The organism is Marinicella litoralis, assembly GCF_002591915.1.
Taxonomy (GTDB): Bacteria; Pseudomonadota; Gammaproteobacteria; order Xanthomonadales; family Marinicellaceae; genus Marinicella; species Marinicella litoralis.
In genome coordinates, this window is record NZ_NIHB01000004.1 from 22,678 (window position 1) to 47,592 (window position 24,915).

A 24,915-nucleotide genomic window follows, 5' to 3' on the forward strand; every position below is an offset into this window, starting at 1 on the left:
AGAATCTACGCCACCACTTCTTTTGCTGCGCAAAAACCGTAATGGCTGCGATAAAAGTTAATGGTCGCAGCTGCTGATTCGCTGCGCTCACCAACGGCTGCTCGCCAGAATCTACGCCACCACTTCTTTTGCTTCGCAAAAACCGTAATGGCTGCGATGTAGTTAATGGTCGCAGCGGCTGATTCGCTGCGCTCCCTAACGGCTGCTCGCCAGAATCTTCGATATTTGTGAATGGGTGTCAGCCTTTTGCAGGCATAAACAAAGCCGATAAATGATGGGTTTACCGGCTTGATCAATATTGTGTGAACAGATTTACAACGTAGGCTTATTCAAAACCATCAGCAAAAATCAGATCGACAAAATTGGCATCACTGATCAGAACGACAGAATTTGACAATACGTAATACAAGTTGCCTTGTTCGTCTTCACCGAAACTCCGGATGTTGCCTGGGCGGTCTGACAATAGGCTGGCTTGATTCCATGTGCCATTGTCATTGACACTCCAAAAAATTTCACCGGTACAAAAATCGCCATAGATATAAACCCCCTGCCAGGTGGATTCTGGTCCACGGTAAGGAAAACCGCCTATGACCGAGCAGCGACCAGAGCTGACATAATCAATGATGGGGTCAACAGCATTGGCCACGGTACAGGTTACACTGGGGTTGGCAATAAAGCCTTCGCGACACACCCAGCCATAATTTTCACCACCACTTGAGGTGGCTGGTTGGTAATTAACTTCTTCTCTTTCGAGCTGGCCCACATCGCCGATGTACAGATCACCCAGGGTACGATCAAAACCCCAACGGTAAGGATTTCTTAGGCCCCAGGCCCAAATTTCACCACAGTCATTGTTGCCATCACTGAATGGGTTGTCGGCTGGGATGCCGTAATTAACACCTTCACCGCAGGCATCACTGACATTAACACCAGGGTTGTCAACATCAATTCGCAACATGGCTCCAAGTAAGGCGCGCGAGTCGGCATTGCCTCCTTGAATTAAAAAGTCATTATCAACTGGGCAAGATGTGCTGTTGCTGTCATTGGCAGGCAGGTCATCTGGATCGATGGTTTGTCCGCGTCGACACGGATCATCACCATCGCCACCATCGCCCATGCCAATGTAGAGGTATCCGTCTGCAGGACTGAAGTGGATGTCGCCCCCGTTGTGGTTAGGGAAATCTTGATTGATACTGATGATCTTGAGTCTGGAAGTGTCATCTGCAACGTCTGGATCGCCAGGACTGACAGAATACCTGGCGATGATGGTGTCGCCATTCAAATCAGTGTAATTGATGAAAAAATAGCCATTGACTGCATAATTGGGGTGGAAAGCCAGGCCCAAAAGTCCCCTTTCTCCACTGCCGTTGGTCAAGGCATCTATGTCTAAAAATGGCGTTGGCAGGGTGATGCCATTCTCAATGATTTTTATCAAACCGCCTTGTTCAACCACAAACAATCGATCGCTGCCATCACCTGCATTTCTGACTGCAACAGCACTGCTAAAACCTGCTTGAATCGTGGTGAATTCAGGGGCGAATGGTGCTGCGGTTCCAGCCATTAAAGGACTGGACAACAGCATCAATAAGGCAACAATTGGCCTCAGTTTATAGGCACAGTTTTTGGCTGCGAATGGATGATGGATATTGTTTGTAGTTATTGTCATGTTTATTAGCTCACTTTATGCGTTTAACTTTGACACTTTTGTTGCCGTCGCCTCTTAACAGCCATGAACCCATCATTGCAGGTTCAATGGTCACCAAATGGCGGCCGTCTTTTTTTATAAAAATGGAACCAGAGGATATGCGCTTCCAAATTTGTCCATTGTCTAATTCATAATAAGTATCGCCTAATTTGTCATTGTAAGTTTTTTCTAATCTGGCTTTGATTTCACGTTTCTCAGAGACTTGTCTGCGCTGCTCAAAACCGGCGTTTCTTTGTCTGATTTCACGGTCAATTTCCGCTTGTTTGTTTTTAATCCAATCAGACAAGGCATTCAACTCTTCAGCCGATAATTTATTCAGCCCGGTCAGTTGTTTTTCTTCATCTGTCATGACGCTTAAATCTGGAGATTTAGCCTGCGCCAAAGAAAACATTAAAATCATCAATAACAAGGTCAGCTTTTTTATCATTTGTTTACTCAATAATGGGAAGCTGACAAATATACAACAATATGGCTAAAATTTGGGTTGTAAAATGGTTGTTGAGTCACAAAAAAGTGGTTTTTTATGTTAATTAATGGCTGTTATAACAAACTTTTAACACCAGTTTTTAAAAAACAAGTAAAATTCGCATTAGAAAACCACAAAATTAAAAAAACGCAACTCAAATAATAGGTACCATAGTAATGAATAAATCATATATTGTATTGGGACAATTCCTGATTACATTATTAACTTTAGCAACAGCTAACCAGTCAATGGCTTTGACTGTCTCTTTCAGTGATTCACAACCTTTGAATTTGTACGATGAAGTCCAATACCATTTATCTGTCAATGAAGTGGACTTCTTTGTTGGTGATCCAGTGATTTGTCATACTAAGTTGGGTTTGCCTGTCAGTGGATTGGCAGCTGTGGTAACCGATGCCAACAGTGGTCCAGGCACCATTTTACCCATCAGTGAAAGTATCCAATACGATGTGCCTAGTCAAACCATATTGGCCAATGTGAACAGTAAGGACGCCGCTTGTGTCACACCAAATGGCAAATTATTTGCAGATGTCATATTCAGCTCCGATTTTGACAGTGTCACCGCATTTACAGTTGAATATGTCAACCTACCAGACTTGGTGGTTTTGGATCAAACCCTCGACTACAACATCATAATACAAAACCTTTCAAATCAAGAATTGGTATTCGATGTACTTGAGTACGTTTCTGAAGTTTCAATTCAAAACACCGCTTATTTCAGTGGATTGAATGTCAGTTGGGATTGCGTCAATGAATTTTTACCTGATGTAGATTGCGGTAGTAGCATTGCTGATCGCTATGGGGCGAGAAGTGTCATTCTACAACCGGGTGAGTTTGCTGACATTTTGGTTTCAAGAACCGTATCAACACAATCTGTGTTGAATCAAACCATTGATATGATGACTGCAGTTTTTGTAAAAAATCAAGCTGGTGATTTCATTGATGTTAAATCCATCGATAAGCAATTGGAGGTGGTTGAAAATGAAGCCCCTCAGTTAAGTTGGATTAATAGCACTTTAAATACCTTTTTGGAAGATGACACAATTGGTCAAGTCTTGAGTTTCAGAATTGAAGATGGTTCAGGTGCTAATTTTTCTGCAGCGACTTTAGAGCAGGCCATCTTAAGTTATAACAACAAAGTTGAATTTTCAAACATCACAGTGCAAGAGGTTGTCTCGGGTGTTTATGATGTCAGTTTCACTGTCATGCCACAAGCCGATAAGTTTACCGACTCACAAAACTCAGAGTTCATTTCTATTCAAGTCAGTGATATTTTTAATGTTTATTCGAACACATTGATTTTAGAAGTAGCCATCACACCGGTGAACGATGCGCCCAGTTTTGATGTCAGCTGTACCCATTTAATCCTGGATCCATCACCGTTGAACAATGGTTCAGATGTGATTTGTGCTTCACAAGTCGGCAATGCCAATACACAAAGAAGTGGGGTTTATACTTGGGATGACTTCCTTATCAATGTTTCACCGGGTCCCTATGAAAATCAATCAATCAGTTTTGAGCTTACCAATGTAACCGGTGATGCGATTATTGACGATTTGGTGATTGGCTCGAACATGAGTGACTTGTGGTTGCTTATGCAGGACGGTGCATCAGGTACGGCTGTGATTAATTTACAGGCAACCGACAATGGCGATACCCTTAATAATGGTGAAAATCAATTTGAATTACCGACTGATATCACCATTGAGTTGCTGCCTGTGACCTACACCATCTCTGGGGTCGCCAATGACTTCCCTACCATAGATCCGGCTTCTGAAATAACTGTCAGATTATCAGTGGGTGGCGATGTGGTTGATTTAGAAGTGGATGCCAACAACGCCAACGATTTCATTTTTGGTTATCAGTTGGCTGACGGTGCCAGTTACACGGTTCAAATCATTGGTCAAACCTTGGCTAATTGCTCAATCACCAATGGTGCTTCAGGTACAATTTCAGGCAGCAATGTGACTGATTTAGTAATAGATTGTGGTTTATAAGTTTACTTAATAAATCAATAAAATGGAAAAAGCAGCGGGTATCGCTGCTTTTTTTTGCATAAAATTTAAGCTGTCTACGCCCGTCTGTTTATTTGTTGATTGCGGCTATTAAGGTTGATATCAATAGGGGATGAACTGTGATTTGATCCAATGCATAAGCGCTTGGTTTACCTGTATCAAGCGAATCCAAGGCACATAGCCTGGTTTGTATGGATTGGATGAATCGTTGGTGTTTGGGTGATGCGGTGAATTGGTTGGCCAGAATGCTGACAGGTGCTGCACTTTGGCAAGATTCATTGATCATATTGATGCTGTCAGCAGTTATGAATAATTTCTTGGCATTTTTTAGCAGCGATTGATAAGGGTTGTTGCCGTGGGCTGGGTCAAGCCAAAGCCGATCAGTGGTTTTGGCAGCACTAAAAATCAAAGTTTTGCTGCGTTCATCTAACCTGGGCGATCCACAAAAATACAATGGGTTGTTGGGAAATTTGGATCGTATCAAACTTATTTCTTCGAAAAATTGAGATGCAAAATAAGCGGGCTTGGGATTTCCAATGATGATGGCCATATATGAGCCTAATTCTGGGCAGTCAGCTTGAAACCATTGGTGGTTATATGGGTGGATGCTGCCATGGAAAGTAATCACATTCGGCCCCTTGATGTTGTCATGTTGTGGCGCCAACAGCAAATCATATTTTTTGAAGTTGTCTTTGGGGTTCAGTATTTGTAAGTGGAGACAGTTGTGGTTGTGCTGCTTTAGTTGGTCTAGGATGTGCTTGCCAACGGCTGCGGCTTTCCTACCCGTGGTGATCAAGAGTTTGGGTTTATCTGGTAAACTGGGTTGGGTTCCATGCCAATTCAACGCCAGCTTGAATTGTGGCATTCTTCTTGGTGCAAAGGTTACCCAAGGCTGTTTCAGGCTGAATTGAAATTTTTGAAGATTGGATGACAGCGCATGAGCCAATGTCATGCTTTGAATTTCATGTCCTTTTTGTCCATCGGATAATACCCAACACAGATTTACTTTATTCAACTCATCACACGGTTTATAATACCCAACCCATTATAGTGTTCGGTTCAATTCTTGCATAGTTGATATGTCAGAAAACAGGCGATGATTCATCATAAACAGACAAATGCTGTTATGATTTTTACAATTATTTGAAATCAGGATAATTCATGAACGATAAAGCTGCCAATACCCAAAAAGTGTACCATGTTAAAAAACAAGATTTGCCGGTGTCTTGCCCCGGAGCTGATATGAAAATATGGAACTCTCATCCCAAAGTTTATTTGCCATTGGAAAAAACAGGTGAAGCGGTTTGTGAATACTGTGGTGCAAAATACATATTAGACCTTGATTGATTATTTGCTCATCGTTTACTTCTACCCATGTGTTGAGTACTTCAGCGAGGAAAAATGATTGCAGCTGAAGGCACAAATAAGCCACTCAAAAAAAAATTAACCATTATGCAAGTGCTGCCACGAATGCATGTGGGTGGTGTGGAACGTGGGACACTTGAGTTTTCAATCTATCTGAAACAACAAGGCCATCGACCCATTGTGGTTTCTCATGGTGGACCGTTGGTGGATGAACTGCAGCGGAATGGCATCAAGCACATTCAGCTCAATGTGGCAAAAAAATCACTGCTCTCCTTGTTGTCGATTAAAAAGATAAGGAAAATCATCATTGAACAAGGTGTTGAAGTGGTTCATGCGCGATCACGAATACCTGCATGGTTGTGTTATTGGGCACTCAAGAACATGCAACAGCGACCTTGCTTTATTACCACCTTGCATGGTTTGCATTCGGTGAATAAATACTCTTCGGTGATGGCCAGGGGTGATCGGGTTATTGCGGTTTCTGCCACTGCCAAGGCCTATTTGAACGAACATTTTACAGCCCAGCTGAAACATGACCCGGTGCTTATTTATCGTGGCGTTGATGCACAGTTTCAATATGGCTATACCAACCGTCACCAATGGTTACAAAATATGTGCGAACAATTCAATGGTTTCAATGCTTGGAAAAAAGTATTGTTGCCCGGTCGCTTATCTGCTGTTAAAGGTGCTGAACATTTATTGTCTTGGTTAACGGGTGCGCCAGCGGCTACTCGCTTGTTATTGACTGCATGTCCTGATGAATCCAATTACAGTCAAAATTTTCATAAAAAACTGCAAGCATTGGGTTTGGACGAAAAGGTGGTTTGGCTGGGCGTTGTGCGAGCAATGCCTGATCTTTATGCAGCTGTAGATGTGGTGGTCTCAACCAACAACAAACCTGAAAGTTTTGGTCGTACGGTTTTGGAAGCATTGACTGTGGGTAAACCAGTGGTGGCGTTTGATCATGGCGGGGTGTCGGAAATCATGAATCGCTTATACCCAGAAGGCTTGGTGGATAATGGTGATGACATGGCATTGGCAGAGAAAATCAATCAATTTTTACAGCATGCCCCCACAGTGAAACCTCACGATGAATTTCAAAACACATCCATGTTTGAACACACTTTGGCATTGTATCAAGAAGCTTTGGGTCAAACTTGATGGAAATTAAACCGCAAATCAGATTGAATGCAATGGACAAAGTACAGGCCTTTTTGTTTATTGCAGTGATCGCTTTGTTGCCTTTTGGTCGGCTGTCTGAAATACCGATATTGATCCTTGGTTTTTGGGGCTCGGTTCATTTGGTAGGGCATTTTTCAAGCATAAAGTCGCAACCATGGTTTAAATCATTTTCTTGGTTCTATTTTGCTTTTCTGGCCTTGTCAGTGATTTCTTCTCTGGACTCCTATTGGCCTGAAAAAAGCTGGTTGGTGAGTTTGTCTTCCATTCGATTTTATTTGATGGGTGTGTTGCTATTGAACCACCTAAAGTCCACTCAAATGTTGGTTGTCTTGATTCGATGGGTGGCGTTGTTAATGTTTATTTGGTCAGTCGATGCATTGATTCAAGCGGGATTGGGTTTTAACCTTTTGGGCCAGGAATCATACCCAGGAAGGTTGACAGGGGTGTTTGGACAAAATGTCAAATTAGGTCCTGTACTGGCTTTGTTTTTATCATTGGTACTTATTCAGTCCTACCAATTCCCTCAATGGATGCGTTGGTTGCTGGTGCCATTGGTGGTTGTGGTAATCTTATTAAGTGGTACCCGGTCGGCTTGGTTGATGGCAGCCTTTGTGTTGGCGATGTTTTGGTGGCATCATGTCAAAGGTCGACGATTGTTGTTATTGCTTAAAGTAACGGGGTTGAGCCTGGTTGGTTTGGTTTCATTGTGGTTTATATCTGATGATTTTCAAAAAAGGATGGAGCGCTCTGTTGTTGTGTTTCAAGGTGACATGAAAGCCATTGATTATGCTTTGGCTGACCGTTTACCCATCTGGCAAACAGCGCTCAATATGTATCAAGACCATCCAATCAATGGTGTAGGTGCGCGGGCTTTTCGCAAAGCCTACGTGGCTTATGCGGAAACCAATGACGTGTGGGTGGCACAACAAGGCAGTGGTTTGCATGCCCATCATTGGGTACTGGAGATTCTGGCAGAAACCGGTACCATTGGGCTGTTGATTTTTGTGGCCATGTTGGCTTGGGTGGTTAGACTGACCAGGCCTTGTTTTCAAAGCAATCAGGTTTGGCCATTTGGCGTGGCATTGATGGCGGCCTTATTACCAGTGGTGTCATTGTATTCGTTGTTTTCATCATTTTGGTCCATTTGCCTGTGGTGGTTGGTGATTCTGTTGTTTATGGGAGTAAAGAATGAACAAAGTTAGTGCAGTGGTCACCTGTTTCAATTCTGAAAAAACCATTGAGAAATGCATTCAGAGCTTGTCATGGGCCGATGAAATTGTGGTTTTGGATTCTTTCAGTGAAGACAACACCATCGAAATCGTTAAGCAGCAAGAAAAAGTCGTGCTGAAACAACAATCATTCAAAGGGTTTTCGCAACAAAAACAAGATGCCATTGACTTGTCATCTCATGATTGGGTGATGTTATTGGATGCCGATGAATGTTTGCTGCCCAAATCAATCAAAAGAATCAAACGGTGGAAAAAAACTGCCGCCAAAGCCGACGCATATAATTTACCGCGAATCGAGTGGGTGTTTTGGCATTGGGCCCATCCATGGGTGAAGCGCAATGAATTTATTCGTTTGTTTGACAAGCGCAAATCGCACATGAGCCAAGATTTGGTTCATGAATCCATCATCGTTGATGGCCGAGTTAAAAAAATGTATGCACCATTCAAGCATTATGGTGAAACCTCCATCAAGGTGAAGCTGGATAAAATCAACCGATATTCTGCACTGGCTGCTCAGCAGAAATATGATCGGGGTAAGCGTTGCAGCCCTGTGCGTTTGTTTTTATACCCCATTTTTTACTTTTTTCGTCAATACCTGATTAAACGACAAATTTTTAACGGTGTGGCCGGAGTGATCAATGCCACCCTTAATAGTTATTACGCCTATTTGAAATACGCTAAATTGTATGAGTTACAGCAAAAAAAAGACTGACTTTCAAGTGAGGCTGGCTCAATGGTTGGCCAGACGCAAGCTGAGCAACCAAATGCGGATAGGGCGGATGATTGGTCGTTTGTTTAACTGGATACCCAATTCCAGAAAGTCAATTGCACGAACCAACATTAAAATCTGTTTTCCTGAATTGAATCCCAAGCAAGCCAAACGATTACTCAAACAAAACCTGGTTTCAACCGGGCAAGGCATTGTTGAAATGATGGCGGCGCTCTGGGCAGGACAAGATCAGGTCGAAGGCAAGTTTGAGATCGACGGATTAGAACACCTGCATGAGGCCATGCAAGACGGTCAAGGCTGTTTGTTGCTGAGTTGTCACACCACATCGATAGAATGGGGCATCAGGGGTTTAAACCAACAATTGAAAGAATTACAGATACCTGTGGGTCATATGTTGGCTCGGCAGCACAACAACAAATTACTGGAAGCCCATTTAGAGACTGCCAGATTGAGTTTTGTTGAGAAATTGATCGACAAAAAGAACATCAGAGGTTTGTTGTCATCCATCAAATCAGGCCACCCAGTCTATTATGCGCCAGATCAAAACTTTTCTTATCAGGTTACCTTCACAGATTTTTTTGGTCGACCTGCTGCCACCACTGTAGGTACGCATAAACTGGCGCAAAAAGGCGTTAAAGTCATACCCTGGTTTTGTTTCAGAACAGGTCCTTGTGAATGGCGCATTGAAATCCACCCTGAATTAAGTCAGTTGGGGATGCAAGAGGAGGCCGCGGCATCGGCACAAATCAACCGCTTATTCGAGCAGCAAATTAAACGACATCCCGAACAGTATTTGTGGGTTCATCGACGGTTTAAGAATCAACCTGAAGGATTTGAAAATCCTTATCAATAGGTCTGTGTTGCCTTGATATTCAGCCAATCGTCACAGTGGCGCATGGTCACTGTTGCAGGCCTGCTAATTCACTAAAAGTCAAATAATAGTAACAATCAATCATCGCTAAAGCTGTATTATTTCCAACCACATGCAGCTATCACACCGATCAGTGCGCAATGAATTTTGGTGCCATATTGAGTGGTGAATGTTTTGCTGATGGTGATTTTGTCAAAGAATTTTTCCAGAGAGCCCTCAATGCCTTCTGCATAAAATTTCATTTGGATGGTGGGTCGATCCACCGATTCATCTAAAAATGGGATGTCAGCCAACCAATTTTCTATTTCAACTGTAGGGATTTGAAAGTTTTGTTGGTTCGCTGAACGTGCTTGAAACTCTGGTGATATGAATACTGATGTCCGGTTTTTTGCGGCCAATAATATATCACCACTGCTTATTTTTTTCTTGGTGGCTGTGTCAGCTTGTATTTTGACTGGTTGGTTGGTCGGAGGCTGGTCAGTGACATTATTTTTAGGTTGATTATTTGGCTGCGGAAGTGGTGCCTTTTTTGCCTTTGAGGCTTGGCTTTCTGTTTCAAGTTCAGGTAAAGGTTCTGATTCGGTTACCGGCACAGTTTGCGGCATTGGTTCGGTCTCTTTCGGTTTCAGTTCAATTTCAAGCACCGACGAAAATACATTGAATGTCTGTTTAATCCAAGGATTGGGCAGCACCAGTAAGATCAGGATTAAAAGCAGCGGCAAGAGGCTGTGTTTCAGCCAATGGCTGAGTTTGCTTGGGTGTTGCCAGTTTGATTGAGCTACAAAGACTTCCAAATGAGTGATGCAGTGATTTCAGAAACTGTATTATAGATGTTGGGTGTTAAGGTGATGTAAATTCTGAGCCATCAGTCGCTAAAGATGTCGTTAAAGTTTGATCTTGAAAAATTTAAACACCACCCAAGCAGGGCCAATCAGTAAGAATTGTAAATCTTGTAAAAAAGAAGGTTTTTTACCTTCTATGTGATGACCTATGAACTGACCAATCCATGCCAATACAAACACCACAACAGCAATCCAAAGCAAGGGCAGCGCCTGGGCTTCAAGCCAGAAGTTGATACCTAAGCAGAGTGCAGAAAATACCAGCATACAGGCAAATACTTTGACGCTTTTAAGTAAGTAGTACAGCATCAATAATGTCATGACTACCAGGGCCAAGTTAATCACCACGGGTATTTTAACCAGCCATAACAAAGCTGAGATGGACCAAAATATCAACGGTACACATACATAATGAATCAATTGATTGGTTCGATTGATGTGCGACTTGTGGTATTCAGTCATCAAATGGTTGATTGAGTCAGAATGCTTTGCCTGTGATTTTTCTGAAGGCTTCATGGTATTTCTCTGCTGTTTTATCGATCAATTCACTTGGAATGCTTGGACCAGGTGCTTGTTTATTCCAATCCAAGGTTTCCAGGTAATCTCGGATGAATTGTTTGTCATAGCTTTCAGGGCTGGTACCCACTTGATAAGTGTCGGCATTCCAGAACCTAGATGAATCGGGCGTCAACACCTCATCCATCAAAACCAATTCTTCATTTTCATCCAAACCGAATTCAAATTTAGTGTCTGCAATGATGATACCATTTTCTTCGGCATGACTGCTGGCTTTCTGGTAAATAGCCAATGAAACAGTCCTTAATTGTTCAGCACGTTCTACGCCAATCAAATCAGTTAATTGTTTAAAAGTAATGTTTTCATCATGATCGCCCACCTGCGCTTTGGAAGATGGGGTGAATATGGCAGCGGGTAATTTTTCTGCTTGTTTTAAATTTTCTGGTAATGCAATACCACAGACTGAGCCTGAATGTTTATAGTCTTTCCAGCCTGAGCCAATGATGTAACCTCTGATGATGGCCTCACAGGGCAAGGCTTTGAGTTTTTTAACCACCACAGCACGACTAATTAAATCATCATCTGCTCCTGGAATGACTTGTGCCACTGGTAATTCAGTGAGGTGATTCTTTATAATAGGCGCCATCATATCAAACCAATAATTTGAAATTTGAGTCAATAAAGCACCTTTGTTAGGAATGACGTCAGGTAACACAACATCAAATGCACTGAGACGATCGCTGGCTACCATCAACAGGTGTTTGTCATCGACCTCGTAGACATCTCTGACTTTACCTTGATGAATTTTATTTAATTGAATTTCCATGTTTTGGCTTGATTGAAGCAAAGGTGTATTTTAACTAGGGTATAGACGCGAAGCAATTAATTAATATGGGCATAATAATAGGCAGTTTGTTGGGGTATAAGTTTGGCGGTTGGTTCGGCATGCTGATGGGCGCGTGGGTTGGACACACCATAGAACAATCCATAACCGGTGGGCGAGCTGGTGACAGCAAGAAACAAACCCAAGAAAGCTTTTTCAATGCCTTGTTTTTGTCAATGGGTAAATTGGCTAAGGTGGATGGTAAAGTCTCGCCTTCTGAGATAGAAAGAACAGAAGGCATTATGCAACACATGAAGTTGAATCAAGAGATGCGCCAACGAGCAATCAATTTATTCAATCAAGGCAAGGACCCCAGTCATAACATTGACAGTGCATTGTCTCAGTTTGGTCGTTTGGCCAGACGTTCATTGTCGTTGAAGCAAATCTTTTTAGAAATGCTGATTGATGTCGCTGAAGCCGATGGCATGATTTCTCAAGCCGAACATCGTATGATAGAACAGACTTGTCGTTTGATTGGCTATCCAGTTCAGTTGTTGAGTGCCATGATGAAAATGCGTGGCTTCAGAAGCGCCGGTGGCTACCAACAGAATCAACAGCAAGGCGCTAATCGACAGCAAAGCAGACGCCCGACCAACAGAAATGCACCGTTCAACCCTTATCAAGTATTGGGTGTGGGAGAAAGTGACAATAAAACCACCGTACGCAAAGCTTACAAAAGGTTGATGAGTCAGCACCACCCAGATAAATTGGTTTCAAAAGGATTGCCACCAGAAATGATGAAAGTGGCAGAAGAAAAGGCCAAGCAAATTCAACTGTCCTGGGAAAAAGTCAAAGATTTAAAAGGCTGGTAATGTTGACAATAATCAGGCTCAATGACAAACTTCAACAACCCCATTAATGTAACTGATTATTATGACTGAATTTATCATTGCTCCATCCATTTTATCGGCAGATTTTGCTCGTTTAGGGGAAGACACCCAAGCGGTTTTGGATGCCGGTGCCGATTGGGTTCATTTTGATGTGATGGATAACCATTATGTGCCCAATTTAACCATTGGTCCTTTGGTGTTAAAGGCGTTAAGGAATTACGGCATCACAGCACCCATCGATGTTCATTTGATGGTTAAGCCCGTAGATCGAATTATAGGTGACTTTGCGCAAGCCGGTGCCAGCATCATTACCTTTCATCCAGAGGCATCAGAGCATGTGGACCGGTCTTTGGCCTTGATCAAGGAAAGTGGCTGCAAAGCTGGGTTGGTATTGAATCCAGCCACTCCAGTGCATGTTTTGGAGCATGTTATGGATAAACTGGATGTGATTTTACTGATGAGTGTAAACCCAGGCTTTGGGGGGCAATCCTTTATTGATGGGACCTTAAAGAAGCTTGAAACAGTCAGAACCATGATTGACCAATCTGGTTTTGACATTCGTTTAGAAGTGGATGGTGGGGTTAAAGTAGACAATATTGCTGAAATTGCGGCAGCAGGTGCCGATACCTTTGTAGCTGGTTCAGCTATTTTTAACACCGATGATTATGCCAACACCATCACAAATATGAGGCAAATGATTCAGCAGAAATTCAGTGAAGTGCGCTAAAATAGTGAAATGAGAACAGTTATAGCCATTATATTGTTGTGTTTAATCAGTCTGCAGCTTGAAGCCAAGAAAGCAGAGAGCCTGAGTGACGCCGTAAATCAAGCCAAGACTGAAGGACGCGTGTTGTCTGCCAGAACGGTAGATGGTAGGCATGAGGTTAAGATTTTAACCAACTCAGGTACAGTCAAGACCATCAATAAACCTGCGAGCAATGCCGATAACAAACCCAACTCATTGAGATCAGATTATTTCAAAAATGGTGGAAAGTCCAGACGCAACGACAAACAAAATTCATTGATACCCAATCACTTTAATTCACAACAAAAAGTGATGAAAATCGATCGTCGGCCTAACAGTGCCAAATCGGCATCCAGAAAAAATAAAACCAATAAGAAAAATAAAAATCAATAAAGTATGCGCGTATTAATAATCGAAGATGATGACAACCTAAGGAACACCCTGATCAAACGTTTTGAAGAAACAGGGTATGTCGTTGATGCCGCTGACAATGGTGAAGATGGCCTGTATAAGGGACAAGAATACCCTGCTGATGTGGCCGTGATAGACTTAGGTTTGCCAAGAATATCTGGCATGGAAGTGATTCAAACCCTGCGTCAAGATGGTGTGGAATTTCCGATTATCGTTTTGACAGCCAGGGGGTCTTGGCAAGACAAAGTAATGGGATTGGATGCTGGCGCTGATGATTACTTGGTTAAGCCGTTCCATTTTCCTGAGCTGTTGGCGCGGGTCAATGCCTTGGTTCGTCGTTCCAGTGGTAATACCACCCCTGAAATTGCATGTGGCAATCTGACCATGAACATGAGTACTCAAGAAGTTAAACTCGCTGGGCAGGTTATCGACCTGACTTCCTATGAATACAAAGTCTTGGAATACATGTTGCACCATCAAAATGAAGTGGTTTCTAAAACCACACTAACCGAGCACATCTACCACCAAGATTATGACAGAGACAGCAATGTGATCGAAGTTTTTGTTGGTCGATTGCGGAAAAAGTTAACGGCCATAGAACCCGAGACTAAATACATTGAAACCTTGCGTGGTCGAGGTTACAGAATGCGCTCCATCAGTTAATTGATGGCTTCTGTGACTCAAAGTGTGTCACTGACAAAGCGGGTTTTACTGACCTCCAGCATTGCCTTATTGGCTGCATTAACTGGCATAGGCCTGGTGATGGAGCAAGCTTTCAAAGACAAAACCCTTCATTTAGTCAAAGAACGCTTAGAAAGCTATGTGCTTGCCATCATATCCAATACCGAAGTACAGGGTGATGAGCTGATTTTTCCTGAATATTTTCCAACACCTAGAATGGACCAACCCGGTTCAGGCATGTATGCGCAGATGGTTGTAGGTAACCAAACCTGGCAATCTCCATCCGTTTTGGGTCAAGAGTTACCTGAAGTTACCGCAGTGGGTGTAAATGAACGAATTTTCGACGCGCCCATAGAATTTCAACAAGAACGCTTGTTTCGCATGCGACAAGGCTTTTCTCTTGAAGCCGAGAATGGTTCAATTGAATTGACTTTATCTGTCACTGAGCATGCAGGTAATTTTTATCGTGAATTGGCAGAATTTGAAGAAACCTTACTAACCTGGCTGATTGGCATCAGTTCCATTCTGGTTTGTGTGCAATGGATCATCATGTACTGGGCCACCAAACCCCTGAAGCGATTGATGTCAGATTTACTGCGTTTAGAGAAAGGTGATGAGCTGATATTTTCTGAGGACTATCCCAGTGAGTTAAGGGGATTAACCACCAGCTTAAACCGGTTGATTGTCAATGAAAGGAACAATTTATCCAGACAGAGAAGGACTTTGGGTGATTTGGCCCATTCATTGAAAACGCCCTTGGCGGTTATACATTCGGAACTGGAAAACGAAGAAATTGACAAGGATTTGCTGCAACAACAAATCATGAATATGGATGAAATCGTAGCTTATCAACTCAAAAGGGCCGCTGTGGCTGGTCACCGCACCTTTGTGACGGGTGTGCCAGTTATTGATGTTTTGGATAAAATCATTAAAACATTAAAGAAAGTACACCCCAGCCGCAATATTCAGGTAAAAACCCAAATTGCACCTGGTGCTGAATTTTTTGGTGAGAAGGGCGACTTGATGGAAGTGTTAGGTAACCTGTTGGAAAATGCATTTAAATGGTGTGATCAACATGTCGATGTGTTGGTCAAAACCCTGTATATGGAAGGTCGCAGACGAACAGGCATTGTTATTGAAATTGGAGATGACGGCCCCGGCATTCCTGTAGGTAAACGCAATGAATTGCTGCAACGTGGAGTCAGGGGTGATGAACAAGTTAAAGGGCATGGGATTGGCCTTTCCATAGTGACAGATATTGTCGAATCATATCAAGGAGAGTTAGAAATCAAGACCCATGAAACACTCAAAGGTGCTTGTTTCAAAGTAATCTTACCACCTTAAATTTTATGAAAAAATTACTAAAAATCATGCAACAATTGCGTGACCCACAGACGGGCTGCCCATGGGATGTTAAACAAAGTTTTCAGACCATCGCACCGTACACCATTGAAGAAGCCTATGAAGTGGCTGATGCCATTGAACAAAATGACATGCAAGGGCTGAAGTTAGAGTTGGGCGATTTGTTGTTTCAGGTTGTTTTTCACTCGCAAATGGCTCAAGAAGCCGGTTTGTTTAATTTCACTGATGTGGTTGATTCAGTTTCGGATAAAATGATTGAGCGCCATCCCCATGTGTTTCAGACAGCAGGCGCTCAACTCACTGCAGAACAACAAACGTTGGCTTGGGAACAAGCCAAGAGTCAAGACAAGGCAAGTGTTGTGGATGGCATTGCTAAAAATTTACCAGAATTACTCAAGGCGGTAAAGTTGACCAGGTATGCCGCAGTCATCGGATTTGACTGGCCTGATGTGAGTCATGTCTTTGATAAATTAACCGAGGAAGTTGATGAATTAAAAGAAGCGATGGTTGCCGAGGACCAGTCACACATAGAAGAAGAGTTGGGGGATGTCTTATTTGTCATTGCTAACCTCGCAAGGCATTTACAGGTTGATCCATCCTCCGCATTGCGCAAAGCAAATATTAAATTTGAAAAAAGGTTTCGTAAAGTTGAAAAGCTGGCTAAGGAATTGCAGCCTAAAAAAGAAAGCTTTGACCTGGATATTCTGGACGAACTGTGGGACCAGGTCAAAGCAGAACTACAAAATCATGATGATTGAACGGCACACCCTTTAAGTGTGTGTGCGTGTGTGTGAAAGGAATGCCGTCCAACACATCGATGATGTTCTAATGAGCTAAATATAAAATACCGAAGCTCTGTTTTATTATTATTACTCCCTCCTCTTGAAGCAAAACTGAGTTATTTACAGCTTCGTCTTCAATAAAGTTTATAGTCATGTGACTGATATTTTTATAAAGTGTGTGTGTAGTGTGTGTGTATAAAAATATCAGCCAACATAGACGTTTGGTTTAAAACATTAATCCATGGTAATGAGCGCTGATGAGTCGCAGCTCATTAATTCACCATCCAGATAAATGGTCTCAAATTCTATGGTGATGGTGGCTTCTTCACTTTCCACCGTTCCTGTAGCGTAAGCGGTCGAGTCGCAATCGAGGATTACCGTTAAAATGGTTTCTGGAAGCGGTATTGGCAAACCGCCTGTTCCATCATCAGATGATTTTCTACCCGTACCATCATCAGAAGATTTACTGATGTGTTGAGTGTTGTTGATGCCACTGTAAACCCCGTTTTCAACGAATCCTTCAATTTGTTGCACGGTGTTCGTGGCTGTATCATGTAACACGCCCTGATAGGTGTTGTCGTCTTTGTCATCACTGAATAAATACAATGAGCTACCAAATGATGTGCTACTGATCAGCAAACACATCAATATCAAAGTGGTTTTGATGCCAGTTCCTTCAGATTCTGATCTGAAGGAATGGCGGTTCGATTGAATGGTATTGGAAATTCCAGTGCCTTCAGATTCCGAAAAATGCTTTTTCATGGTGTTTGATGTTTTCATGGTTGATCTCATAATAAATAATTGTTAACGTGGGTTAATCTTCAAAATAAAAAATGCCCAGACCGACTGGTTTGTTTTTTGCCCTTGACTCTAAGGTTTCTAACTGACTTTCAATCTGATCAAACTCAGGTGTGATTATTTCGTGATAAATCTTTCGAATCATTTCATTGGCCCTTCTTTTGAACTCAGCTGCATGTTCCTGTTTTATTCGAATGGAATAGAGGTTGCGCTGAAAGTTAGGCTCATCATCACTGAAGATGTTGTGATGAATGGTGTTGATTATTCTTTTGATGGATGCCGCGGCAATGTTTGACATTTCAATGTTAATACCTGAAGGCGGTGTATATGATTTATTGAGAAAATGAACTTTGTTATCAATAATCTCAACACATTTTGCTTTCAGTAGAGAGTCAAGAATAGGGCCATGGCTGATGTTTTTACCAAAACGTTGGCACAAGGTCTCAAATGACAGGCCTTTACCACTTCTTTTCAGAGGAATTGGATTGCCAGCTTCATCACAAAATGGTGGCATGTGTTTCCAATGTTCTAGAATATTGGCTTCGCGTGATCTGTTCTGTTCAATGTAATCACTTTTTTCTTCTGAATTTTTAATGATTTTAGAAACTTCTCTGCGGTCCAATCCAGTTTGATAGGCAATGGATGAAATTTTGCCGCGACTGTTTTCTGAAGTTTCATCAATGTACCTTTCAGCTTCCTCAACAAAAAGTTCTCTGACTAAGTTTTGAAATGAATTGAATTCAACTTTCTGTTTCACCAATATTTTTATCAATGGTCTCATGCAGGTTCGAATGAAACTCAGCCAATAAACATCAAATGACAGGTTTCGATTGTTTGTAACTTGTTGGTTCATTGGTGATTTACTCCATCAAAATACCAGCCTTGAAAGTTATCAAAGCCTTGCTTCATTCCGGTCATGAGGTCTTGCTCGTTTTCGACACCTTCTAGAACTGAAATGATGTTCATCGATGCTGCAAACTTGGCCAATCCATTGGTGAAATTATTGTGACTGCTGTGTTTGATGTTTTGTGATGCCACCTTGATGACATTGATCAAACCCATTTGTAATAATTCCCAATGCGCAAATCCTGATCCAAAATCGTCTAAAGCCAACCAGCCGCCTTTTTCTTTAAAGTGTTGTAAGACCTTAATGGCACTAGAGCACAAAGGGGGCATGGAATCTGTTTCAACAATTTCAATGCACAATTGACGGGGATTGATGATGTTGTAATCAATGAGTTGCCACAATAAGTCGCGAAACTGCGGGCTCAATAAGCTGATTGGCATCAAATTAATACTTAAACGTTTGGGGTTGTGCGTCTCCAAAACAGACTCAATTTGCGAAAATATTTTGATGTCTAAATCTATTTTTTGTTGCACGCTTAAAGCTTTGAAAAATTGTTCTACGTTCCTGTGTCCCATTAAAGTTTGCGGCCTATACAGCATTTCAAGCCAATCCTGGTGATTGGCATTGGCATCCACGATATCTTGAAACTGAAAGGTCAGTTTCTGATCGGTGGCGGATTTAAATGCTGCTAAATTCATAAACATGGTCAAGATTGAACAGGTTTATTATGTCGCAAGAATTATTGAATGTAAACAATAATCGCCAAATCTTTTTAAAAATTTCGGCTTAAATTATTCGTAAATAGTGATATTTAAATGAAAAAGACATTAATAACAGTCACATACAGCAGTAATGTGAGTCGAAAAATATATGTAGAAAAGGTCGAAATTTAGACTACTTATTGAGTAGGTTGATGATTTTAAGGTTGGCAGCAGGGAGTTTGACTGATGACAATTTTGATTTGTGGTGCCATATCATGGCCTGTTTTTCATTGGCGTGGACTTGTGGATTGTGCGCTAAACAGTGGTACACATGTAATTGTACAGTCTTGTTGGGATAGGAGTGAGTCAGCTTGATGAGTAGGGTGGGATTAATGGGTTGGTAATTGATTTCTTCCAAAGATTCCCGTTCCAAAGCTTCGAGTAATGATTCTGGGGCTTCAACTTTGCCGCCTGGAAATTCCCAGTATCCCTCGAGGTGTTTGCCGGCTTGTCTTTGGGTCAAAAGGATGTCGCCTTGGCTATTTTCTAAAACCAAGACGACGATTTGTTGCGGTTGGTTTAACTCAATCTGCCGTGACATTGTTTAAATTTCTTGCCTGACCCACAAGGACAAGGGTCATTGCGACCTACTTTCTGTCCGTCACGAATAAATGTTTCTACTTTTTCATCTGGCTGAGTGGGCTGCGAAGAGGAAGATTGGTGTTGGAAAGTCACATTTTGTTCTTCTTTGTGTTCCATGGCTGCCACATCTTCTTCTTGTTGTACTTTTACTCGAGATATGATCCTGATGGTTTCGTATTTAATCTTATCCAACAAGTCTTTGAACATTTCAAATGATTCACGCTTGTATTCTTGAATGGGTTGTTTTTGCGCATGTGAACGCAAGCCAACGCCTTGTCTTAAATGATCCATTTGAGCCAAATGCTCTTTCCACAGTTGGTCTAAGGTGTTGAGGTAGGCTGCTTTTTCAAAGTGACGCATCACATCGGTGCCTGTCATGGTTTCTTTTTCTTTGAAGAACCTATCTATGTGATCATGAATTTTATCTGTTAAGCCATCATCGTCCAAGTGCTCATCGCGTTCAAGGATCCTGTTGATGTTGATTTCGATACCAAATTCATGTGATAAAACACGTTCTAACTGTGGTACTTGCCATTGTTCTTCCACACTCTCTAAAGGAATGTGTTGGCGTATGACGTTATCAAACACTTCTTCTCTGACATCGCTGATGTATTCACCAATTTCTTCGGCTTCCAGTAGATCAGAGCGTTGTTGATAAATCACCATTCTCTGGTCATTGGCCACATCGTCGTATTCCAGCAAGTGTTTACGAATATCAAAGTTATGTGACTCTACTTTGCGTTGGGCGTTCTCGATGATGCGAGTGATCCATTTGTGCTCAATGTATTCATCTTCTTTCATGCCGAAGCGTTTCATATTATCCATCATGCGACTTTGACCAAATACACGCATCAAATTGTCTTCCAATGAAATATAAAATCGAGATGAACCTGGATCGCCTTGCCGTCCAGCACGCCCACGAAGTTGGTTGTCAATTCGGCGTGATTCGTGTCGTTCTGTGCCAATAATTCGCAATCCGCCACTGTCTAAGACTTGTTGATGACGTGCTTTCCAGTCAGCTTCTAATTGTGCTTTCTCGGACTCACTGATTTGTCCTTTACTTTCTAACTCCACTGCCAAGTTACCGCCCAAGACAATGTCGGTACCACGACCGGCCATATTGGTTGCAATGGTTACCGCACCAGGTAAACCGGCTTCAGCCACAATCATCGCTTCGCGTTCGTGTTGCTTGGCATTCAAGACATTGTGTTTGATTTTCTGTTGCTTCAGTTGCTCTGATAACAGCTCAGAAACCTCAATCGAGGCCGTACCAACCAGCACAGGTTGCTGTCTTTCTGTGCAACTGACAATGTCTTCAATGATGGCTTCAAATTTGGCTTTTTGACTGAAGTAAACCAAATCACCCGCATCATCACGGATCATTGGTTTGTGGGTGGGAATAACGATAACCTCTAAGTTGTAGATGGTTTGAAATTCATAAGCTTCGGTATCTGCGGTACCGGTCATGCCTGACAGCTTAGGGTAGAGTCGAAAATAGTTTTGGAAAGTAATCGATGCCAATGTTTGGTTTTCTTTTTGAATCGGAACATTTTCTTTGGCTTCAACGGCTTGGTGAAGACCATCAGACCAACGCCTGCCTTCCATGGTTCGTCCGGTGAATTCATCGACAATAACAATTTCGCCTTCATTGACAATATAATCAACGTCTTTTTCAAACAGGTGGTGAGCTTTCAATGCAGCACTGACATGGTGCATCAATGAAATGTGCTGTGAATCATACAGTGAGTCATCAGGACCCATTAAGCCATTTTTCTTTAACAAATCTTCAGCATTTTGCATGCCTTGTTCTGTTAAAAAGATTTGTTTGGATTTTTCTTCTACAGAAAAGTCTCCATCAGGCTCTGGCAAGGCCTGTTTATTCATGATGGCTTTGCTGATTTCCTTTTGATCAACTTCCTCAGTGGCTTTGACCAGCAATGGAACCAATTTATTGACACGGTTGTAGATTTCAGGTGATTCATCAACTTGGCCAGAGATAATCAGTGGTGTACGTGCTTCATCAATTAAGATCGAATCAACCTCATCGATGATCGCAAAGAAAGGCTCACGTTGTACTTTGGCATCTAAGCTAAAGGCCATGTTGTCACGTAAAAAATCAAAACCTAATTCATTGTTGGTTGCGTAGGTGATGTCACATGCATAGGCCGCTCGTTTGGCTTCATGCGATAAGCTGGGTATAACCACACCAACACTCATACCTAAAAAGTTGTACAACGGTTCCATCCATTTGGCATCACGACTGGCCAAGTAATCATTCACCGTAACAACATGAACGCCATTGCCTGCCAAGGCATTGAGATAAGCAGGTAAAGTACACATCAAAGTTTTACCTTCACCGGTTCTCATTTCAGATATTTTTCCACGGTGAATAACAATACCGCCTATCAACTGAACATGGTAATGACGCATTCCCATGGTTCTGACTGATGCTTCACGGACCAAGGCAAATGCTTCTGGCAATAAGTCATCAAGAGGTTCACCAGCAGCAATTCGGTCCTTCAAAGCTTGGGTTTGTAATGGAAAGTCAGCATCGCTGAGTGCTTGGTATTTGGGTTCAAGTGCGTCTATGCTGTCCGCAATTTTGTCTAATTGTCGGATGTACCTTTGATTTCTGCTGCCGAATACTTTGGTGAATAGTGAAGTGATTGCCATAATTTGTTTTCAGTTGCCTGCGTTAATGATTCAATGTGGATTCATTAAGTGATTATTCAAGTAAAAAGGGCAAATAAAAATGAATTTATCTGCCCTCGATGTTTCTATATATTGGTTATGAATTGATGAATGGAAGGGGGTTGACCTTGTGCCCATTCTTAAGTATTTCAAAATGCAAATGCTCTGAAGTGGCACGACCAGACTTGCCCATGGTTGCAATGGGGTCTCCGGCTGTTACTTTTTGACCCAGTTCCACGTTGATTGATTCTGCATGGGCATAGCGTGTCATGAATCCATTGCCGTGGTCAATTTCAATCATTCTGCCATACGAGCCTCTTTGGCCAGCCCAAACCACAACGCCATCAGCTGCTGCAATGATGTCAGATTTATAACCGCCAGAATAGTCCATACCTGCATGACTGGCTTGTTGGCCTGTGAATGGGTCAATGCGTTTACCATAGTATGAAGATACCCAGCCTTTATTCAAGGGTAACAAATGTGGTGTGGCATTTTGATCGACTGTTTGTTCACTTAACAGTTGTGACAATATATCGAGATTTTCTTGTTGTTTGCTGAAATTGTCCTCTAGATTGAACAGGTTTTCATAAAGGGATTGTGCCGTGTTCGATTCACCCGTCAATTCCAAGTCAGCACCACCTATACCTGGTTCATCTGACAAGTTGAATTCATTGGGATTAATTTCTGCCACCACAGTCAGCCTGTTACCTAAGGCATTTAATCGTGTGGATTGAGCCATTAATTTACCAATTTGAAGGGTCATGGAATCTATGTCATTTTGTACTGATTTCTTGTGTTGAATCAGTTCTTGTTGACGCAAATCAACCAATGCTTGCAGTTCTGCGACTTGGGCTTCATTGGATTCTGAGTGACTAAAAAAAACTGATCCCATCAGTGCGCCGGTTGCAAAGACCACCAATGAAAACAATGCAGCCACAGAAATCAATTTAATTTTGATTTTATGATCACTTAAAGGGTATTGCACAATTCCCGTTTTTTTGTGTTTTATTATTGTTAGATTATTCATAAAAAAAACTTGCTTATCATTATTATTAAGATTCAAATATCCCCATGCGAAGATCCAAAGGATTTCACACAATTACTGACAGTATGACTCAAGATAAAACTTTATCTGGATTGATACAACGTGCCAATCAACTCAAAAAGTTAGATGACCAACTTCAAATGTGTTTGCCTTCCCAAGTTAAGGGTTTGTGCCACTTAGCTAATATTAAGGGCGAAACGGCTGTTTTTGTTTGTTATACACAAATGGAGGCCAGTAAAATTCGTATGTACAGCCGGAGCATTTTACAGATAATGCAGACAGAATTCAAAATATCTGTAAAGAAACTACAACTTAAAGTCGAATTAAAACGTTAATTTCTGATTTTTTAACGACCCAATCTCTTTTTTATATTTCCATATGATAAAGCTGACTTGTGTATAAGGTCAGTTTATAATGCGATGCTGTTATTCAATTTGACCCAATCATGAACTTAGAAGCCCAAATCAATGCCGCATGGCAAGCCAAAGCTGAACTCAATCCAGCACAATTAAAAAGTGAATACGGACAAGTGATCGAATCGGTTCTAACAGGCCTGGAAGCTGGCCAACTAAGAGTCTCTGAACCCAATGGTGATGGGTGGCAAGTGAATGAATGGCTGAAGAAGGCCGTGTTGTTGTATTTCACCATAGCAGACAATCAAGTGATGGCGGGTACAACTCATAATTATTGGGATAAAGTGCCTTGTCGTTTTAAAGAGGCCACAGCAGAAGAATTTAAGAAGACGGGAGCCAGGGTGGTGCCTCCAGCAACCATTCGACGTGGTGCATTTTTAGGTAAAGGTGTGGTATGTATGCCATCTTATGTCAACATCGGTGCATTCGTTGACGATGGTACCATGGTTGATACGTGGGCTACGGTAGGCAGCTGCGCGCAAATTGGAAAAAATGTTCACTTATCGGGTGGAGTGGGAATTGGTGGTGTATTGGAACCATTGCAAGCTGCGCCCACCATCATTGAAGACGGTTGCTTTATTGGTGCCAGAAGTGAAGTGGTTGAAGGCGTCAGGATAGGAAAAGGCAGTGTCATATCTATGGGTGTTTTCATTGGACAAAGCACCAAGATTTATGATCGTGAAACCGATGAAGTCAGTTATGGATTTGTACCTCCTGGTTCAGTTGTTGTGTCTGGTACTTTGCCGGCTGCAAATGGCAAGTATGCATTGGATTGTGCAGTCATTGTGAAAAAAGTCGATGAAAAAACCCGTTCAAAAACCTCAATCAATGAATTACTGCGCTCATGATTATCTATGGTATCAAAAATTGTGACAAAGTCAGGGCAGCGATGAAACAAGCCCTGGCCAGTGGTTTGAAGCCACAGTTACATGATTTCAGAGTGGATGGCATTGACCAAGTGTTGGTGGAAGGAATGCTTAACGACATTGCTATGTCTGAACTGTTGAACAAAAGAAGCACCACTTGGAAACAATTGAGTGACTTTCAAAAAATTGAACCCAATGTGGGTTTATTGGTGGCCAACCCCACACTGATTAAGCGCCCCGTTGTGTTTGACGGCAGTAAATACCGCATAGGTCTTTAAAACA

Annotated in this window: 27 protein-coding genes and 1 pseudogene; 15 read left to right on the plus strand and 13 right to left on the minus strand. The window is 42.0% G+C overall.

What is annotated here, in order from left to right:
- Positions 1–5: 5 nt before the first annotated feature.
- Genes CCS90_RS11750 through CCS90_RS11760 form a run of 3 tightly spaced genes read right to left on the minus strand, consistent with a single transcriptional unit; the run spans position 6 to position 2,132 of the window.
- Positions 6–296, minus strand: coding sequence for a hypothetical protein (locus CCS90_RS11750; RefSeq protein ID WP_099019766.1), 291 nt, complete (start codon positions 294–296; stop codon positions 6–8).
- Between the two features lie 29 nt (positions 297–325).
- Positions 326–1,666, minus strand: coding sequence for a PQQ-dependent sugar dehydrogenase (locus CCS90_RS11755; protein WP_099019767.1), 1,341 nt, complete (start codon positions 1,664–1,666; stop codon positions 326–328).
- Between the two features lie 10 nt (positions 1,667–1,676).
- Positions 1,677–2,132 carry a hypothetical protein gene (locus tag CCS90_RS11760; protein ID WP_099019768.1) on the minus strand — a complete coding sequence of 152 codons (456 nt, stop codon included), beginning with the start codon at positions 2,130–2,132 and terminating at the stop codon, positions 1,677–1,679.
- Positions 2,133–2,347: 215 nt separating this feature from the next.
- Between CCS90_RS11760 and CCS90_RS11765 the strand changes: the two genes are divergently transcribed.
- The gene (locus CCS90_RS11765; protein WP_133566520.1) at positions 2,348–4,186 is read left to right on the plus strand and encodes a hypothetical protein; all 1,839 of its coding nucleotides are present in this window, start codon (positions 2,348–2,350) and stop codon (positions 4,184–4,186) included.
- Positions 4,187–4,274: 88 nt separating this feature from the next.
- Here CCS90_RS11765 and CCS90_RS11770 read toward each other — a convergent pair whose 3' ends face one another.
- Positions 4,275–5,219 (minus strand): ELM1/GtrOC1 family putative glycosyltransferase, encoded by a 945-nt coding sequence (locus CCS90_RS11770; RefSeq protein WP_099019770.1) that lies wholly within the window; start codon positions 5,217–5,219, stop codon positions 4,275–4,277.
- A 146-nt stretch (positions 5,220–5,365) separates the two neighbouring features.
- On the opposite strand from CCS90_RS11770, the gene CCS90_RS11775 reads away from it, so the two are divergent.
- From CCS90_RS11775 to CCS90_RS11795, 5 genes are read left to right on the plus strand one after another with little or no spacing between them, the layout of a single operon-like run.
- Positions 5,366–5,551, plus strand: a complete 186-nt coding sequence (locus tag CCS90_RS11775; RefSeq protein WP_099019771.1) for a zinc-finger domain-containing protein — start codon at positions 5,366–5,368, stop codon at positions 5,549–5,551.
- 54 nt (positions 5,552–5,605) lie between these two features.
- A complete protein-coding gene (locus CCS90_RS11780; RefSeq protein ID WP_099019772.1) occupies positions 5,606–6,730 on the plus strand; it encodes a glycosyltransferase in 1,125 nt (374 codons plus the stop codon).
- Positions 6,730–7,953 carry an O-antigen ligase family protein gene (locus CCS90_RS11785; RefSeq protein WP_099019773.1) on the plus strand — a complete coding sequence of 408 codons (1,224 nt, stop codon included), beginning with the start codon at positions 6,730–6,732 and terminating at the stop codon, positions 7,951–7,953. Before CCS90_RS11780 ends, CCS90_RS11785 begins: the two co-directional genes overlap by 1 nt.
- The gene (locus tag CCS90_RS11790) at positions 7,940–8,692 is read left to right on the plus strand and encodes a glycosyltransferase family 2 protein (RefSeq protein ID WP_099019774.1); all 753 of its coding nucleotides are present in this window, start codon (positions 7,940–7,942) and stop codon (positions 8,690–8,692) included. Before CCS90_RS11785 ends, CCS90_RS11790 begins: the two co-directional genes overlap by 14 nt.
- A complete protein-coding gene (locus CCS90_RS11795; RefSeq protein ID WP_099019775.1) occupies positions 8,667–9,563 on the plus strand; it encodes a lysophospholipid acyltransferase family protein in 897 nt (298 codons plus the stop codon). Before CCS90_RS11790 ends, CCS90_RS11795 begins: the two co-directional genes overlap by 26 nt.
- A 116-nt stretch (positions 9,564–9,679) precedes the next feature.
- Here CCS90_RS11795 and CCS90_RS11800 read toward each other — a convergent pair whose 3' ends face one another.
- The 3 genes from CCS90_RS11800 to CCS90_RS11810 all read right to left on the minus strand — a co-directional run bounded on the left by CCS90_RS11800 (position 9,680) and on the right by CCS90_RS11810 (position 11,762).
- Positions 9,680–10,375 (minus strand): hypothetical protein, encoded by a 696-nt coding sequence (locus CCS90_RS11800; protein WP_099019776.1) that lies wholly within the window; start codon positions 10,373–10,375, stop codon positions 9,680–9,682.
- A gap of 90 nt (positions 10,376–10,465) precedes the next feature.
- A complete protein-coding gene (locus tag CCS90_RS11805; protein ID WP_099019777.1) occupies positions 10,466–10,936 on the minus strand; it encodes an Mpo1 family 2-hydroxy fatty acid dioxygenase in 471 nt (156 codons plus the stop codon).
- Positions 10,899–11,762 carry a phosphoribosylaminoimidazolesuccinocarboxamide synthase gene (locus CCS90_RS11810; RefSeq protein WP_099019778.1) on the minus strand — a complete coding sequence of 288 codons (864 nt, stop codon included), beginning with the start codon at positions 11,760–11,762 and terminating at the stop codon, positions 10,899–10,901. The genes CCS90_RS11805 and CCS90_RS11810 overlap by 38 nt, the downstream gene beginning before the upstream one ends.
- Positions 11,763–11,827: 65 nt before the next feature.
- Between CCS90_RS11810 and djlA the strand changes: the two genes are divergently transcribed.
- From djlA to mazG, 6 genes are all read left to right on the plus strand, one after another.
- The gene (gene djlA, locus CCS90_RS11815) at positions 11,828–12,631 is read left to right on the plus strand and encodes a co-chaperone DjlA (protein ID WP_099019779.1); all 804 of its coding nucleotides are present in this window, start codon (positions 11,828–11,830) and stop codon (positions 12,629–12,631) included.
- Between the two features lie 61 nt (positions 12,632–12,692).
- Complete coding sequence (gene rpe, locus CCS90_RS11820; RefSeq protein WP_099019780.1) at positions 12,693–13,376, plus strand: ribulose-phosphate 3-epimerase; 684 nt, start codon at positions 12,693–12,695, stop codon at positions 13,374–13,376.
- 9 nt (positions 13,377–13,385) lie between these two features.
- Positions 13,386–13,787, plus strand: a complete 402-nt coding sequence (locus CCS90_RS11825; protein WP_099019781.1) for a hypothetical protein — start codon at positions 13,386–13,388, stop codon at positions 13,785–13,787.
- 3 nt (positions 13,788–13,790) lie between these two features.
- Positions 13,791–14,468, plus strand: coding sequence for a response regulator transcription factor (locus tag CCS90_RS11830; protein ID WP_099019782.1), 678 nt, complete (start codon positions 13,791–13,793; stop codon positions 14,466–14,468).
- A gap of 3 nt (positions 14,469–14,471) precedes the next feature.
- On the plus strand, positions 14,472–15,830 hold the full coding sequence (locus CCS90_RS11835) for an ATP-binding protein (RefSeq protein ID WP_099019783.1): 1,359 nt from the start codon (positions 14,472–14,474) through the stop codon (positions 15,828–15,830).
- A 5-nt stretch (positions 15,831–15,835) separates the two neighbouring features.
- Positions 15,836–16,606 carry a nucleoside triphosphate pyrophosphohydrolase gene (gene mazG / locus CCS90_RS11840; RefSeq protein WP_099019784.1) on the plus strand — a complete coding sequence of 257 codons (771 nt, stop codon included), beginning with the start codon at positions 15,836–15,838 and terminating at the stop codon, positions 16,604–16,606.
- 258 nt (positions 16,607–16,864) lie between these two features.
- Here mazG and CCS90_RS11845 read toward each other — a convergent pair whose 3' ends face one another.
- The 6 genes from CCS90_RS11845 to CCS90_RS11870 all read right to left on the minus strand — a co-directional run bounded on the left by CCS90_RS11845 (position 16,865) and on the right by CCS90_RS11870 (position 23,336).
- Positions 16,865–17,410: a hypothetical protein gene (locus tag CCS90_RS11845; protein WP_099019785.1), complete on the minus strand. Its 546-nt coding sequence runs from the start codon at positions 17,408–17,410 to the stop codon at positions 16,865–16,867.
- Between the two features lie 34 nt (positions 17,411–17,444).
- The gene (locus CCS90_RS11850; RefSeq protein WP_099019786.1) at positions 17,445–18,281 is read right to left on the minus strand and encodes a DUF6502 family protein; all 837 of its coding nucleotides are present in this window, start codon (positions 18,279–18,281) and stop codon (positions 17,445–17,447) included.
- A complete protein-coding gene (locus CCS90_RS11855; RefSeq protein WP_162846874.1) occupies positions 18,278–18,973 on the minus strand; it encodes an EAL domain-containing protein in 696 nt (231 codons plus the stop codon). Before CCS90_RS11855 ends, CCS90_RS11850 begins: the two co-directional genes overlap by 4 nt.
- Before the next feature lie 196 nt (positions 18,974–19,169).
- Positions 19,170–19,577 (minus strand): (deoxy)nucleoside triphosphate pyrophosphohydrolase, encoded by a 408-nt coding sequence (locus CCS90_RS11860; protein WP_099019788.1) that lies wholly within the window; start codon positions 19,575–19,577, stop codon positions 19,170–19,172.
- A complete protein-coding gene (gene secA / locus CCS90_RS11865) occupies positions 19,556–22,291 on the minus strand; it encodes a preprotein translocase subunit SecA (RefSeq protein WP_099019789.1) in 2,736 nt (911 codons plus the stop codon). The genes CCS90_RS11860 and secA overlap by 22 nt, the downstream gene beginning before the upstream one ends.
- 115 nt (positions 22,292–22,406) lie before the next feature.
- Entirely contained in the window at positions 22,407–23,336 is a 930-nt protein-coding gene (locus CCS90_RS11870; RefSeq protein WP_099019790.1) for a M23 family metallopeptidase, read from the minus strand.
- Between the two features lie 83 nt (positions 23,337–23,419).
- Between CCS90_RS11870 and CCS90_RS11875 the strand changes: the two genes are divergently transcribed.
- The 3 genes and pseudogenes from CCS90_RS11875 (at position 23,420) to CCS90_RS11885 (ending at position 24,911) form a co-directional block, all read left to right on the plus strand.
- A complete protein-coding gene (locus CCS90_RS11875; RefSeq protein ID WP_162846872.1) occupies positions 23,420–23,689 on the plus strand; it encodes a DciA family protein in 270 nt (89 codons plus the stop codon).
- Positions 23,690–23,805: 116 nt separating this feature from the next.
- Positions 23,806–24,615 (plus strand): annotated as a pseudogene (dapD, locus tag CCS90_RS11880) (2,3,4,5-tetrahydropyridine-2,6-dicarboxylate N-succinyltransferase); the annotation flags it as partial.
- Entirely contained in the window at positions 24,612–24,911 is a 300-nt protein-coding gene (locus CCS90_RS11885) for an ArsC/Spx/MgsR family protein (protein WP_099019793.1), read from the plus strand. The pseudogene dapD and the gene CCS90_RS11885, both read left to right, overlap by 4 nt.
- The last annotated feature ends 4 nt before the right edge of the window (positions 24,912–24,915 follow it).

Bases quoted from the DNA above. Each gene is read 5' to 3' on its own strand.
- CCS90_RS11795 (WP_099019775.1), top strand. From the start codon at position 8,667: ATGAGTTACAGCAAAAAAAAGACTGACTTTCAAGTGAGGCTGGCTCAA.
- CCS90_RS11825 (WP_099019781.1), top strand. From the start codon at position 13,386: ATGAGAACAGTTATAGCCATTATATTGTTGTGTTTAATCAGTCTGCAG.
- CCS90_RS11760 (WP_099019768.1), bottom strand. From the start codon at position 2,132: ATGATAAAAAAGCTGACCTTGTTATTGATGATTTTAATGTTTTCTTTG.
- CCS90_RS11870 (WP_099019790.1), bottom strand. From the start codon at position 23,336: ATGAATAATCTAACAATAATAAAACACAAAAAAACGGGAATTGTGCAA.
- mazG (WP_099019784.1), top strand. From the start codon at position 15,836: ATGAAAAAATTACTAAAAATCATGCAACAATTGCGTGACCCACAGACG.
- CCS90_RS11885 (WP_099019793.1), top strand. From the start codon at position 24,612: ATGATTATCTATGGTATCAAAAATTGTGACAAAGTCAGGGCAGCGATG.
- rpe (WP_099019780.1), top strand. From the start codon at position 12,693: ATGACTGAATTTATCATTGCTCCATCCATTTTATCGGCAGATTTTGCT.
- CCS90_RS11805 (WP_099019777.1), bottom strand. From the start codon at position 10,936: ATGAAGCCTTCAGAAAAATCACAGGCAAAGCATTCTGACTCAATCAAC.
- CCS90_RS11790 (WP_099019774.1), top strand. From the start codon at position 7,940: ATGAACAAAGTTAGTGCAGTGGTCACCTGTTTCAATTCTGAAAAAACC.
- CCS90_RS11845 (WP_099019785.1), bottom strand. From the start codon at position 17,410: ATGAAAACATCAAACACCATGAAAAAGCATTTTTCGGAATCTGAAGGC.
- djlA (WP_099019779.1), top strand. From the start codon at position 11,828: ATGGGCATAATAATAGGCAGTTTGTTGGGGTATAAGTTTGGCGGTTGG.
- CCS90_RS11780 (WP_099019772.1), top strand. From the start codon at position 5,606: ATGATTGCAGCTGAAGGCACAAATAAGCCACTCAAAAAAAAATTAACC.
- CCS90_RS11855 (WP_162846874.1), bottom strand. From the start codon at position 18,973: ATGAATTTAGCAGCATTTAAATCCGCCACCGATCAGAAACTGACCTTT.
- CCS90_RS11875 (WP_162846872.1), top strand. From the start codon at position 23,420: ATGACTCAAGATAAAACTTTATCTGGATTGATACAACGTGCCAATCAA.
- CCS90_RS11810 (WP_099019778.1), bottom strand. From the start codon at position 11,762: ATGGAAATTCAATTAAATAAAATTCATCAAGGTAAAGTCAGAGATGTC.
- CCS90_RS11835 (WP_099019783.1), top strand. From the start codon at position 14,472: ATGGCTTCTGTGACTCAAAGTGTGTCACTGACAAAGCGGGTTTTACTG.
- CCS90_RS11755 (WP_099019767.1), bottom strand. From the start codon at position 1,666: ATGACAATAACTACAAACAATATCCATCATCCATTCGCAGCCAAAAAC.
- CCS90_RS11785 (WP_099019773.1), top strand. From the start codon at position 6,730: ATGGAAATTAAACCGCAAATCAGATTGAATGCAATGGACAAAGTACAG.
- CCS90_RS11850 (WP_099019786.1), bottom strand. From the start codon at position 18,281: ATGAACCAACAAGTTACAAACAATCGAAACCTGTCATTTGATGTTTAT.
- CCS90_RS11775 (WP_099019771.1), top strand. From the start codon at position 5,366: ATGAACGATAAAGCTGCCAATACCCAAAAAGTGTACCATGTTAAAAAA.
- CCS90_RS11860 (WP_099019788.1), bottom strand. From the start codon at position 19,577: ATGTCACGGCAGATTGAGTTAAACCAACCGCAACAAATCGTCGTCTTG.
- secA (WP_099019789.1), bottom strand. From the start codon at position 22,291: ATGGCAATCACTTCACTATTCACCAAAGTATTCGGCAGCAGAAATCAA.
- CCS90_RS11830 (WP_099019782.1), top strand. From the start codon at position 13,791: ATGCGCGTATTAATAATCGAAGATGATGACAACCTAAGGAACACCCTG.
- CCS90_RS11765 (WP_133566520.1), top strand. From the start codon at position 2,348: ATGAATAAATCATATATTGTATTGGGACAATTCCTGATTACATTATTA.